At 59.9% G+C, this 13151-nt stretch carries 15 protein-coding genes and 1 tRNA gene; 15 read left to right on the plus strand and 1 reads right to left on the minus strand.

From position 1 onward, the window contains the following. Positions 1-6: 6 nt before the first annotated feature. The 14 genes from MLC59_RS02110 (at position 7) to MLC59_RS02175 (ending at position 12044) form a co-directional block, all read left to right on the plus strand. Complete coding sequence (locus MLC59_RS02110; protein ID WP_248230448.1) at positions 7-231, plus strand: hypothetical protein; 225 nt, start codon at positions 7-9, stop codon at positions 229-231. After that, on the plus strand, positions 228-671 hold the full coding sequence (locus tag MLC59_RS02115) for a C40 family peptidase (RefSeq protein WP_248230449.1): 444 nt from the start codon (positions 228-230) through the stop codon (positions 669-671). Before MLC59_RS02110 ends, MLC59_RS02115 begins: the two co-directional genes overlap by 4 nt. A 117-nt stretch (positions 672-788) precedes the next feature. Further along, positions 789-1208, plus strand: a complete 420-nt coding sequence (locus tag MLC59_RS02120) for a glycoside hydrolase family protein (RefSeq protein ID WP_248230452.1) — start codon at positions 789-791, stop codon at positions 1206-1208. 5 nt (positions 1209-1213) lie between these two features. Then, positions 1214-1474: a hypothetical protein gene (locus MLC59_RS02125; protein WP_248230453.1), complete on the plus strand. Its 261-nt coding sequence runs from the start codon at positions 1214-1216 to the stop codon at positions 1472-1474. After that, a complete protein-coding gene (locus tag MLC59_RS02130) occupies positions 1474-1782 on the plus strand; it encodes a head-tail joining protein (RefSeq protein WP_248230456.1) in 309 nt (102 codons plus the stop codon). Before MLC59_RS02125 ends, MLC59_RS02130 begins: the two co-directional genes overlap by 1 nt. Before the next feature lie 23 nt (positions 1783-1805). Then, a complete protein-coding gene (locus MLC59_RS02135) occupies positions 1806-2393 on the plus strand; it encodes a phage tail protein (RefSeq protein WP_248230458.1) in 588 nt (195 codons plus the stop codon). Next, positions 2393-2806: a hypothetical protein gene (locus MLC59_RS02140; protein WP_248230460.1), complete on the plus strand. Its 414-nt coding sequence runs from the start codon at positions 2393-2395 to the stop codon at positions 2804-2806. The genes MLC59_RS02135 and MLC59_RS02140 overlap by 1 nt, the downstream gene beginning before the upstream one ends. 45 nt (positions 2807-2851) lie before the next feature. Further along, entirely contained in the window at positions 2852-3832 is a 981-nt protein-coding gene (locus MLC59_RS02145; protein WP_248230463.1) for a hypothetical protein, read from the plus strand. Continuing rightward, the gene (locus MLC59_RS02150; protein ID WP_248230464.1) at positions 3832-4296 is read left to right on the plus strand and encodes a hypothetical protein; all 465 of its coding nucleotides are present in this window, start codon (positions 3832-3834) and stop codon (positions 4294-4296) included. Before MLC59_RS02145 ends, MLC59_RS02150 begins: the two co-directional genes overlap by 1 nt. 132 nt (positions 4297-4428) lie before the next feature. Continuing rightward, on the plus strand, positions 4429-7191 hold the full coding sequence (locus tag MLC59_RS02155; RefSeq protein WP_248230465.1) for a phage tail tape measure protein: 2763 nt from the start codon (positions 4429-4431) through the stop codon (positions 7189-7191). After that, positions 7192-7542 carry a hypothetical protein gene (locus MLC59_RS02160; protein WP_248230466.1) on the plus strand — a complete coding sequence of 117 codons (351 nt, stop codon included), beginning with the start codon at positions 7192-7194 and terminating at the stop codon, positions 7540-7542. Beyond that, entirely contained in the window at positions 7539-7943 is a 405-nt protein-coding gene (locus MLC59_RS02165; protein WP_248230468.1) for a hypothetical protein, read from the plus strand. Before MLC59_RS02160 ends, MLC59_RS02165 begins: the two co-directional genes overlap by 4 nt. A gap of 1 nt (position 7944) precedes the next feature. After that, entirely contained in the window at positions 7945-9483 is a 1539-nt protein-coding gene (locus MLC59_RS02170; RefSeq protein WP_248230469.1) for an RCC1 domain-containing protein, read from the plus strand. After that, entirely contained in the window at positions 9483-12044 is a 2562-nt protein-coding gene (locus tag MLC59_RS02175) for a hypothetical protein (protein WP_248230470.1), read from the plus strand. Before MLC59_RS02170 ends, MLC59_RS02175 begins: the two co-directional genes overlap by 1 nt. A gap of 2 nt (positions 12045-12046) precedes the next feature. On the opposite strand, the gene MLC59_RS02180 is transcribed toward MLC59_RS02175, so the two are convergent. Beyond that, on the minus strand, positions 12047-12505 hold the full coding sequence (locus MLC59_RS02180; protein WP_248230472.1) for a DUF4124 domain-containing protein: 459 nt from the start codon (positions 12503-12505) through the stop codon (positions 12047-12049). A 315-nt stretch (positions 12506-12820) separates the two neighbouring features. On the opposite strand from MLC59_RS02180, the gene MLC59_RS02185 reads away from it, so the two are divergent. Next, positions 12821-12916, plus strand: a tRNA-Met gene (locus tag MLC59_RS02185). Positions 12917-13151: the final 235 nt, after the last annotated feature.

A 13151-nucleotide genomic window follows, 5' to 3' on the forward strand; every position in this document is an offset into this window, starting at 1 on the left:
GTATCAATGCGACAGGCGCACGAAGCCTTGATCCGTAGTGGCCTGCATCAGACGGCGCTGGATACGATTGCCGCGATACAAGACCCGGTTGAACAACTACTGGCGGAAAACTACTTCCACAAAGCCAACGAGTTTGAGCGAGGTAACGCTTTGCTCGTCACTATGGCCGTTAACATGGGAATGACAGATGAAGATCTTGATGACCTGTTTCGTCTGGCAGCGACGCTATGAAAGTCCACTTTCGCCGATCGAATCTACCGGGTGCCCTGCTGGTGCAGGCGGCCCTGTTTAGCCGCTGGAGTCACGTGGCAATAGAGATCGGCGATACCGTGTACGACGCCACCATGAGTCGCGGCGTGCAGTCGTGGCCGGCTGCCGGTTACACGGACCGGTACAGCGAGACGGAGACGGTGGAGCTACCCGGTGACGAGACGGCGGCCCGTGACTTTCTCCGACGCCAACTGGGCAAAAAATACGACTGGATGGCCCTGGTTGCGCTGCCGTTTCGGACCACCTGGCAGAGTCCGCATCGGTGGTTTTGCTCGGAGCTGGTGGCCAAGGCCCTGAGTCACGCAGGGGTGTTATCTCTGCCCTATAAGGCGTGGCGGGTGACGCCGCGTGATTTGCACCTGGTTTTGCGATCCCTCTATCACCCCCGCACCACGACATAGCCACGGACGGCGCCCTCCCCACCCCAAGACAGGCGAACAAAATCTGCCCCCTTGATAATGATCGGTAAATGTTAAGTGTCGCCCGTGCGGCGCGAATACACCGAGTCGAGAGGCACGATGGACCGCGAACTGCTAATCAGCCAGCTAGAGCGCCACGAGGGGCTACGCCTGCACCCGTACCGGGACACGGTCGGCAAACTGACGATTGGATTCGGCCGCAACCTGGACGACGTGGGTATCAGTCGCAACGAGGCAGAGATCCTGCTCGGTAACGACATCGCAACAGTTGAGCGTCAACTGGAGTCGGTGGACGAATACCAGGCGCTGGACCCGGTGCGCCAGGCCGTGATCTGCAACATGGCGTTTAACCTTGGGTTCCGGGGGCTGATGGGATTCCGGCGCATGTGGGCCGCGATCAGCCGCCAGGACTGGCCGGAGGCCGCACTGGAGATGACGAAATCAAAATGGGCTCGCCAGGTGGGCGTGAGAGCCGTTGAGCTGTCGGAGATCATGCGGACTGGCGAGGTGCAGCGGTGACGGATGTGGCAGATCGCAGAGGCTGGCATCTGGATAAGGGCATCCCCATCGCGGTGATCATCACGATTATCGTGCTGACGGTGACCATATCCCGGGACCAGGCAAAGCAGGACGAGCGGATCGCTCTAACTGAAAGCGCGATTAACGTCCTCCAGCAGGGTCGCCTTCAAGACCAGGGTCGGGCCGAGAAGAAGTTCGACGAATTAAAAACCGACCTGCGCACGATTAACGCCAAGCTCGACCGGCTGATCGAGGGGCGCAACTGATGGACCCGTTTGCTGACATGGTTGCGCGTATGGACGCCACCCTGCAGGACAGGCTGGGCACTCACTGCCAGTACCAGGACAACCAGGGCGCCACGTTCGAGACCCGCGTGGTGATCAGCAGAAACGTGGAGGTCATGAGCGCCTACGACACGCAGATGCCGGCCCGGCGCAATCTGGCCAGCCTAATCAAGGCGGAGATCCCGAGTCCCAAGCGTGGCCACACGATCACGCTGGAGGGCGGAGACGTTTACGTGGTGGACCAGTTGGACACCGATGACGGACACATGATCAGGGTGTTGCTGCAATGAGAGTAGAGATCGACAGGAGCAGCATGAAGAGCGTCCGGCTGATGCTGGCCGGCGTTCAGTCTGAGTCGCCTAAAATCCTGTCCCGCAGCCTGAACGCTACGGCAACCAAGACGCGGACCGAGGGCAGCAAGGAAATCCGCAAACAGGTGAACCTGAAGGCCGCCTACGTCCGCAGCCGGCTCACCCTGAGGAAGGCGAGCCAGAACAAGCTGTCCGCCTCCATTGCCACGCCAGTTCGGGGCCTGTTGCTGTCGCACTACTCTACGGACCGGCAGATCGCTGGCAGCAACGTCAGCTGGATCAAGCCGCCCAAAGTTCCAGCCCGTGGCATCCGGGTAAAGGTCAGTGCCGGGTCCGGTACCAAGGTCGTTACCGGTGGCGACGAGATCAAAGGCAAGCCGTTTTACATGGTCCTGCCCAATAGCCGCCGGGTTGCGATTGTCGGGCGGCGGGCAAGCGCGGGATCCAGTGGCGGCAAGATCAAGGTTTTGTATGGCCCATCCCTGTCGCAGGTATTTGATGATGTGGTGGGCGATCTGTCCGAGCCGATGAACGTGTACCTGGCCGAGCAGATCGAGAAAAACACCGACGCCGTGTTGAGGGGGTACTGATGCCGACCAGCATCCGGGAACAAGTTGTCCAGGCCTTCGCTAATCGAATCAGTGCAGGCCGTACCATTCAGCTGGACGGCAATGCCGACCTGCCGGCACGGGCGGTGTGGGACTTTTCAGAGTCGGCAGACCGCACCAGCTATGGCGCACTGAGCCTGACCCTGGGCCTGAGTGTCGGCTACATGGCGGAGTTCGACCGGGCCAAAGGAGCCAGTCAGCAGGCCAACGAAATGCTGGCGGCCTTGCTGGAGGACGCGCTGAACAACGACCCGACCCTGGGCGGACTGGCGCAGAGCATTAACTACTCCGACTCCACCATTGATTACCCGGAGCCGGGCCAGAACGAAATCGCCATTCTGGCCAGTTTTGAAATTGTGTACGAGACCTCGGCAACGAGCCCGTACCAGAGTTAACCGAAACCGCCCACAAATGGGCATTCAGCACCTGGAGATAGAGTCATGGCAAACGCTGAAAACGCAAAAATCCAATATGAGGGTGGGCAGAACGTCTCCGCGATGGATGCCCTGATTGACAGTGGCGACGCCACTACATTCGAGTCCGGCGCAGAGCTGTGGTCGCGGCGCTCTGGCTTTGAGCCGGTCATCCGTCCTGACGGCCTGATCACTGGCGGGGCCATTACCCCGGCCTCCGCTGGCAGTAGCAACACCGTGGACGTTGCCGCCCTGACAGCTTACATCGGTGGTGAAGAGGTGGCGGCCTCCGCAGAGACCGGCCTGACCTGCGCCCGGGCAGCCGTCGACACCCACATCGTTTACTCCATTGTGGTCAGCAGCGCTGGCGCAATTACCGCCGAAGCTGGCAGCGAGGGCACCTCGTTCAGCGAGACCCGCGGCAGTGCTGGCGGCCCTCCCCTGATCCCGGCCGACTCCATCGAGCTAGGCCAGGTGCGACTGGGTAACGCTACAGCCGCGCCCGTCAAGGCGTCCGAGATTTTCACCGTGGTGGGTGTGCACCAGGAGCGCTATGACGTGCCAACCTGGCGAATTGATTACCGCGACGGCTCTGTGGTGTTCGATGCCGCCCTGCCGGCCATCCACACCGGTGACGAGCCCAAGGGCGTTTACGCCAGCTATGCCGAGCCGATCTTCACCGACGTGCCCCGTGGCTCTGACTACGTGCCGGTGGAGACCTCCCACAGCGTGAGCTCCACCCAGGTCTACGGTGCAACCATCGCCTCTACCAGCTCCTCGCTTGGTCAGGGCTCGTTCACTGCGTACCTGAACGACGGCGTCAGCGATCCGCTGGTCAAGCTGAAAAACGAGTTCCTCTGGTTCCGCTTCTACCCCAACCGCTTCCAGAGCAACTACCGCCTGGACCAGGGCAAGCTGGGTATCGCCAGAACCTTCCCGGCTGGCGACCAGATCCAGGCCAGCTGCACCGTCTCAGCCGAAGCTGATGGCGCTGAGGTGACCGCGTAATGCTGGACCTGGAGAAGTTCCGGAAGGCGGACTTCAAGCCACGAGACACGGACGTCTCGCTGGACGCCCTGAAGGAAGCCGGGTTCGGTGACGGCGTGGTGAAGCTGCGCGGGCTTACGGCTCACGAGATTGCCCAGGCCGAAGAGTCAGCCGGCAAGGGCAAGCTGTTGTCCGATCTGGTTGAGCGCCTGGCCGGCAGCGGACAGGAACGGGTGACCGCCCTGATGGACGGCATCGGCTTTCACCAGGATATACCTGCCGCCCTGGCCAAGCGCATGGAGCATGTCCGCATGGGCACCATCGAACCCGAGATGGAGCTGGCGGACGTGGCCAAGTTGGCCGAGGTGTTCCCGATTGAGTTCACCATCATCGCGAACAAAATCATGGAGCTCACCGGCAAGGGTCAAATCGCCCAGGTAAAGCGGCGGCCCTCTGGGGCGAAAGCGACGTCCAAGCCAGCCTAGCGCTGGCCGACAGAAAGGGCCGGTATCTGTACGAAACCCGGCCCGACCTGTTCCCGGAGGGCTACCTCACAGAAACCGAGATCGCCCTGTGGGCGCGGTGGTACAAGAGCACATCAAGGTAGGGCGTAGCGGATGGCTGACAAGTCGAAAACGGTAGAGATTATCTTCGGCGGGGTAGACCGCACCGGTTCCGCCATAGGCTCTGTTGGCAAAAACCTGGACGCCCTTCAGAACAAAGTCGGCAACATCACCGGCCCGCTGGCGGACGTCACCGACAGCATCCTGCAACTTGATGCTGCACTGGCTGCCGCTGCTATCGCGGTCACCGGCTATGCGGTCAAACTGTCTGACGAGTTCGACACGGCGTTCGGTGAGATTGCCACCCTGATCGGACAGCCTGCAGATAACCTGGGCGAGTTCCAGGCCCAACTGCAGGAGTATTCCGAAAGCTCCAGCCAGTCCCTGTCTGAAATCACCAGTGCCACCTATGCCGCCATCTCGGCAGGGGTGGACTACAAAGACTCAATCCAGCTGATTGCCGCTGCAGAGCAGCTGGCCATGGCTGGCCGGGCGGATCTTGGCGCAACCACCACCGCGCTCGTTTCCACCCTGAACGCCTATGGCGCGTCCGCTGACGAGGCGGCTGGATACGCTGACGACTTTTTCACTACGGTCCAACTGGGCCAGACCACTATCCCCGAGCTGGCGGCGGCCATGGGCCGGCTGTCACCGATTGCGGCAGCGGCAGGGCTGGATTTTGAAGAGATGGCTGCGGCCATTGCCACTATCACGGCAGAAACCGGTACCGGGACTGCCGAGGCGATCACCGGTATTCGTGCGGCCATCAGCAACCTGATCAAACCGACGTCTGATGCAGCCAAGCTGGCGGATGAGCTGGGCATAGAATTCAACGCAGCGGCACTGGAGTCCAAGGGCTTCTCCGGTGTACTGGAGGACGTATCAGAGGCCACCGGTGGCAATACCGAGCTGATGGCCCGGCTGTTCACGTCTGTCGAGGCCCTGACCCCTGTATTGGCACTGACCGGCAACGCCTCGGAGGTGTTCGCCGAAAACCTCGCTGCCATGCAGGACAACAGCGGCGCCGCCAGAGACGCTTCTGACGAGCTGCGCGACAGCCTGTCGCTGTTAACCCAGGCGCTGCAGAACAACCTGAACTCTGCCCTGATTACATTTGGCGGCACCGTCACCGATGAAACCCGCAGCATCGTAGAATCCATGACCGGCATCTTCGGTGCTGTCGGGGATGAACTGAAGCTGGATAACGGCGTGTTCGCGCCCCTGCTGGAGGGCATCGACGGGCTGGCAACGGACATCGACGAGAAGCTGCAGACCATTGCCCGCAACTTCCCCGAGGCCCTGTCCGGGATTGACTTGTCCGACCTGCTGGAAGCGTTCGGCGACCTGGGTGACGAGGCCGAGGATTTATTCGTTGCCATCTTCGGCAACATCGACCTGGCTACGGTGGAAGGCCTGCAGGAAGCCCTGCAAAAGGTCGTGGACGCCTTCACCGCCCTGGTGAATATCTCTGCGGGGGTTCTCGATGGGCTGGAGCCGCTGTTCATCCTGATCGGTGAAGGCGTGGAGCGGTTCCAGGAGCTCGACGGCGAAGCGAAAAAGAGCATCGGTCAGCTGCTGGGCCTCGCCAAGTCAATCGACACCGTGCTGCCTGCCGTTGGCGGCCTGGCAAGCGGGCTGGAGTCTATCGGCACAGGTCTCACGGCCATGGCGGGGGCCCAGGGTTTCAAGGCCCTGATCGGCAACCTGAATTCAGTCAAAACCCTGGCGGCCGGTGCAGGCAAGTACGGGCTGATCGGGCTGGCGCTGGCTGGCGGCTATGGTGTCGGCACGCTGATTGATGAGTACATCATCGGGCCCATCGAGGACAAATTCGGCACCTCCATCGGCAGCTGGCTGTATGAGCAACTGAACGCCGCAGAGATCGCCCAGGCTGAAGCCAGCTGGAAGGGCTACTCAGCAGAGGTCCGTCGATCCGCCGGAGACTTGGAGAACATCCGGGAAATCAACGAGATCTTTAACCGGACCCTGACCGAGACCACCACCGCTACCAAGGCGCAGCAGGACGAGTGGCAGAACTACGCAGACAGTCTGGTTGATGCCGCCAACGAACAGGAGGGGATGAACGACTCCCTGGAAACCCTGAATGGAAACCAGCGGGAGTCCACCAATGCGCTAGGCCGGCTCAGTGACGCCGTTGCGATGAATGGCGACACGATCCACGAGGTATCTGATGCAACGGTGGACCTGGCTGAAAACAACCGCTCGCTGAAGCTGGAGTACGACGAAACCACCGGCAAGATCAACAGCTTTTCCGGCGGCGTGATCCGGTCCGGCAAAGCGATGGACGAGGCGGCCGAGAAAACCCGCAACGTCATCGAGGAATCGGAAGAGTACCGGCTCAAGTTGCTGGAGATCGCCAGCGACGAGCGGATCGCCCAGATCGAGGCGAAGGTCTCGCTGGATATTGCCGAGGTTGAGGCCAACGCCACCAAGGTGGTCGCCCTGGCCGAGAGCATATCCGACACCTTTGCCAGCACGGGCGACGTGATCGCCAGCCTGTTCGGATCCGACGCCCCGGAGTGGGACAAATTCGGCTTCGAAACCAGGGAACAGATCCGCAAAGAGAACAAGATGCGCGAAGAGGCGTTCGAGCTGCAGAAGGACCTGACGAAAGCCGAGATCCAGAACATGAAGGAAAAGACCAAGGCGCTCAGGAAAGGCGATTCACTGATCAAAGTTGACGGGGCCGGGCTGCAGCCACACCTGGAGGCGTTTATGTTCGAAATCCTGCGGGAGATCCAGGTCAGGGTGAATGCTGAGGGCGAGGAAATGTTGCTCGGACTGGGAGCCGGATAAATGCTGACGATAAGCGCACCCGTATTTGATATCAACGGCACCGTGATCGCTCACAGCCCGGACATGGAGGGGCTGCAAAACCTGACCCGGCGGGTGAGCCGAGCGGCCACCCTGGACGGACAGGCAGCCATAAACGATTTCGGTTTCACCGATGCCGACCGCGATCTGTCAGTTGAGTGGACCCCGGCCACCCTGGAAGAAATGGAGAACGTCCGGCGCATGTTCAAAACCTACAGCCGCCTGGTGGTCTCGTTCTCCGAGGGCTGCTTCCTGGCTGCACCGGAATCGTTCAGCGCCCCGGATGGGCAAGTATCTATCACCCTGTTTGTAGACAAGAGGTTGAGCGAATGATTATTTCAGGATCCTTGGCGTCGTCGTGGGCACAGACGCTTCTGACAGAGATTGCATCCGGTACCGCTGATCTGCCGAAGCTGCAGATTTATTCTGACCCTGCCCCGGCATCCACAACCGAGACAGTCACCGGAACCCTGCTGGCCGAGGCTGCACTGATACAGACCGCCGGCACTGAATCCGGTGGCGTCGTCACCCTTGAGTTCGACAGCGGTAGCAATACAGCCCTGGCGTCAGGGGATGCGACCTGGGGGCGCATCATCAACCGAGACGGCGACACTGTCGGGATATTTACAGTAGGGCCAGAGGATAGCAGTGCAGAGCTCAAGCTGACGTCCTCGCTTTTCGCTCAGGGACTACCGGTAACCATCACGTCGGCGACAATCCAGATAGGCTCCTGACATGGCCAATAGCGGTTCCATCTATCCCTCGATGGCGGTCAGCGATGACTACGGCATCGGGTTAAATGAGCGAGCCCAGATTGTTATCTGGGGTGAAGACGCCCCCGCGCTGAACTTCCCGGATAACCTGTACAAGACCGTATCCGCCGCCGTCGACTACGCCCTTGCCATAACCTTCGAAGGCGAAGTGGTTGCCGCCGGCACTCCGTATTACAACCGAGACTATGATCAGGCAACGGTCCCGCCCGGGATCACGTCAGCCGTTCAGGTGGCTGCGGGCGTCTATCACGCGGCTGCACTTCTGGATGATGGCACGGTTGTCTGCTGGGGGCGGAACGACCGTGGGGAGTGTGATCCTCCTGTCGGGCTGACGGGCGTCATAAAGGTGGCCGTCGTTAACGGCATGACCCTGGCGCTCAAGTCCGACGGCACCCTCGTTGCCTGGGGTGACTGGTCAAATCCTGTGCATACGAGCCTGACCGGCGTGATTGATATTGCCGCTGCCAGCCGGGAGGGCTTGTCTTATTTTTATTATTCAAACTTTATCGTCGCGCAGGATGACGGATCCGTCGTCCGGTGGCAGCCATGGGGGTCCTACTCCTACGGCGTGCCGGGCGCCCAAGGCGCTGTCAGTGTTGAATGTTATTACGATCGCTTTATGGCCCTCTTGCCGGATGGCACGGTTTATATGTCGTCCTCGTTGTACGAGCCTCCGGAAGGGCTGGACGATGTAGTGCACATCGCTACAGGCCGCCACCAGAGTCAGGCGCTAAAGTCTGATGGCACCATGATTATGTGGCGGACCTCTGGGGGCAATTATATTGTCGAGGAGGCCGAAGATAAGCTGCTGATCCCCGGTGAAATGGGGCCTATCTCCGGCGCGCTGGCCGCAACACCGGGGCCGTATTTTGACGCCTTTGCCGAGAACTCCCCGAGCGGGTCAATGGCGGTGCATATTGGGCTGAACATGTCCGGCACCGGGTATCTGGACTGGACGGCCAATCTGTCCACCACGCAGCTCCAGCAGGTATACCTGTGCATCCTCACCGGCGCAGAGGACGGCCTCGACGACCTATCCCTGCAGGTGTCCAGTTGGCAGGCCACCAGCCAGGCTGGCGGGCGCAGCAGTTATCTGCAGGTGATCGTCCCGGCATCCCAGGGCCTGCTGGAGGCGATATCCGACCGATCCAATGGGCAGATCATCATCCGCAAGGGCTACATCTTGCCTGGCGGCTCCACGCAAAGCTCGGAGATCCTCCGGTGCAGCTTTGAAACCTTCCGCCACGACCGTGGCCCCCGCCGGTTTACGCTGACCATGTCGGGCTACCGGTCCGGTATTGTCGAAAAATCCGGCACCCGCACGCTTACCGGCGTCCGCTCCATCAGCACCACCAACGGCAAGCGCCGGGTACGGGCTGACATTGACCTGTTCCTGCAGCCGGGGATGACCGTTCAGGCGGATAATGAGACATTCCAGGCCGGCCACATCAATTACTACGCCACGGACCGGGACGAGTTCTGCGAGGTGGGTGAGGCGTAATGTCCAAGGGCGAGATTGTCGATAACAAGGGCGAGGGGCTGTATACCGTCAAACTGAAATATGCAGTTGAGCGGGTGCAGCAGGAGCTGGCAAGGATCAATCAACGGATTGCAGAGCTCGCCATAGCAGTGCCTGAGGCAAAGCTGGCCCGACTCGAAAAAGACAACGAGATCAAAGCGGCAGAGTCTGAGCTGGATGGATGGATTGACCTCTATGGCACCGACAACGACGCAGCGAGAAAGTCAGTGATAGAAGGCCAGCAGGCCATTATCACGCTGGTCGGTGAACTCGCGCAGCTAGACTTTAAGGTTGACGAGCTGATCGCCGAAGATCTGTCCCTTAAAAAGCGGCGCGGCCAGCTTGAGGCCATCCCTGAAGACAAAACACTCGACGCCTGGTGCGCCGATTACAGCGAGGAGCTGACCGGTGACGTCGGACTGATCGACATCAACGACGAGGGCGACAACGGTGTCATTATCCAGCCCGGGCACGGCGAGATGGCTGAATACCTGCCGGACCGTGACGGGATGCTGATGCCCCGTGAGGCCCAGTCCGGCGCCCAGGTCTGGTTCAATGCCGCCATCCTGCCCGGCATGCAGAAATGGTTCCCCCGTTACCGGGTGGGCGAGATAACCGACATCAGCCAGGACATGTGCAGCGTCCAGCTCGATGATGCGTTCTCCAGCGCCCAGGACCTGGATATTACCAAGGAGCCGCTGCTGGAAGGCGTCCCGATCTATTACATGGACTGTAACGGGGAGGTCTTTGAAGAGGGAGATCGGGTGGTTGTCAGGTTTACCCAGTCCGGCCCCCTGGTCGTCGGGTTCGAGAAGGAGCCCAGGGCCTGCTTCTTCCCGGGCGTTACCTTCCAGCCGGCGCGGCTTTCGTTCGATCCCGAGCAGTGGCCTTTTGGCGGGTCGGATCGCACCTACTACGGCAAGCCCTACAGGACCGAGGAAGGCGCAGAGATCAACTACCCGCTCGGCACTGAGGGCGCGGCATCCTCATGGGTGGCCACGCCGGAGGAAGGCCAGTTCACCGTCCGCCGGGGCCGAGACCGGGACTACGGCACCGCCAACTGGATTGGCGCAGATGGCAGCGTGCTGTCGTGGGACGCCCCTCCCGGACGGGTCTGGCAGATCCCAGGGCCAAACGTCGGGACCGACTGGTTTCGCCAGGAGCTGAAAACCAGCTGGACCCACGGATCCGCCCTTTATTACCAGGGCCGTGAAATAGACCACGGCATCGGCGGGGCCGATATCCATGGCGCCGCATTCTGGACAGACGGATCAGGCCAGGAGTGGCTGCGGATATTTGATTTCCGTCGGCTCTACCACATCCCGCTCGACGATGCGCGACGACCATCCGGGCCTCCGGTACTGATAACGGAATACGACCCTGAAGACGACAGGGACGAGATCACAGACTGGTATTTCTCCGCATCTGGCGACCGGGCGGTGTGCACGTTCGTCAAATATTACGACGCTCCAGAATCTGTGTACCCCACCCTACAGCAGCGCATCGCGGTCAGGCTGAACGGGTCATCGATCACCGAGGAAATTGTTTATGACCAGGGCGACGTAGTGGGGCAGGTTATAGATTACTTTGACAACACAACGACCCACACGCCCCTTCCTGACAGCAACCCTAATGACGAGTTCGAGCCCGTGCACGCGCAATGGGACAGAACGAAAGGGATTATTCGGACCCTCCCGGCATATACGATCCCTATTTACTACGACTTCAAGGGCGGCTCTGAGATAGAGGCCCGCATAGAAGCCGGGGCTCACAATTATGAGTCGACCAAAAACAACACCGGCGACTTAAACACCGATAATGGCGATGGCACCGAAAGTATTTCGCTGTCCATTTCGTTCAGCCAGCAGGACAAAATAACAACATCGGACGGCGTGACCATAGCCACCCTGCCAGCAGCAACGCGAACAGAGTCTGGCTCCCGAACCATTACAGAATCCGGCACAACAGTAACCGACACATCAACAATAACGGCCAATGAACTGGAGCAGATATGGTCTATGGACGCTATCGATGCCAGGTTCGGCACTGCAGTGCTGTGGCAAGTCGAACGTAATTATGATTTCCAGGGCAGCGGGGGCACCATAGTGGAGGGGGATTACGACCTGCGGTATATTGGCGTCCCGGGCTCAGGCACCTATCACGACAGGGAGTCAGCGGTCCTGTACTCGAACAACCAGGAGCTTGACCGGGTGGATTTTGTTGATGAAACCGTCACACAAACGGAATTCGCCGCGGACCTTGGTGCTGAGCAAGGGGGCGCCGGACGGGAGGGGAGCTTTAGTGGCGAAACCATCGAGGACAACCCCGCCCGCTCGTTCGATGTGGAGCAAAGCTCCATCGTTGATTTCGTGGCCTTTGAAGACGGAAACCTTAGGCTCTATTCGTCAACATACCTGAGCACGACATCCTGGGACAGCTCAGCGTATCGCCTATTCTACAAATCCGGATCCGGCGCCGGCATCATTGACCAGGCCCTGGCAAAAGGCGACGACGTGTTCCTGCTGAATCCGGGGATCAAGTAGCGCTATTTCTGAATGTAGCGCCCATCCCAGCTGGTCACGCAACCGTTTCGAAAGTACACGTAACTGCTGTCCCCGTTGTCGTGGTAATAGACCCACTGAATCATCTTGCCGGTATTGATCACCGAAGGCCCGCCCCAGGAATGCCGGACGTCCCCCGGCTTCATCCCGCGAGCCAGCTTGCCCTGAATCGTCAGGCGCCGCATGTCGGTGGAGTTGATGAACGGACAATCCCGCTCCGCCCTTGGTCGGCTGACCGTCCTTGACCTGGATTTCGGATAGGCTGTCCTGGTGCCGGTATCCAACTGGCCGCCCACCGTGACGGGATCCACCGTGATCTCTTTGGCATCATCCCCGCACGGGCGATCAGCAAATACCATCTGCCCGTCCACCTCACATTGGTAAACCGTCGCCTGGGCGGCCACCGGTGCGAGTAGTGCCAGGGAAAATAAAAGCTTCCGCATTTTTAGTCTCCTCCTTTGAGCCACACCTTACCCGATGGCGGCTGGCGGATGAGTCAAAGAATGTAAAATTGATCAGTGCCGCCCCAGAAACTTACACTCAAAACGCGAAAGTAACCCTTTGATCTGTATAGGCCGAAAATCCCCATTTTCCGGTGGCTGGAAACCAGTGGTTTTCTATTAGGAACAACTGGTTACCAGCCATACGTACCATATATGGGGTGCAGGTGGTTTTTTGGGCGTCAGTTTCGGGCACTGTGGGCATTTTGCGGCCACCGTATTCTGGCGGTTAGCCACGGATAGGTATGTGTGGGCGAGGGCAAGGCTTCCAGCTACAATAAAAACAACAGCTTACAATGGCTGGCAGCACTCATAATGCTGGGGTCGGCGGTTCGACTCCGCCCCTTGCTACCAGAATTTAAAAAGGGTCCTCGCGTAAGCGTGGGCCCTTTTTTAATTCTGGCTGATAATGAGTCGAACCGACGAAGGCCGTGCGACCGGAGCACGCAACGCGTGCGGAGGAACGTCGGAGCAACGCGACGACGGCCCGGAGGGTGAGGCCGCAGGCCGAATACTCCGCCCCTTGCTACCAGTATTCAGAAAGCCTGGCTCGAAAGAGTCGGGCTTTTTTCGTTCCTGCCTGGGTGTT

Origin of the sequence: Marinobacter bryozoorum, assembly GCF_023156245.1 — a bacterium.
Classification (GTDB): Bacteria; Pseudomonadota; Gammaproteobacteria; order Pseudomonadales; family Oleiphilaceae; genus Marinobacter; species Marinobacter bryozoorum.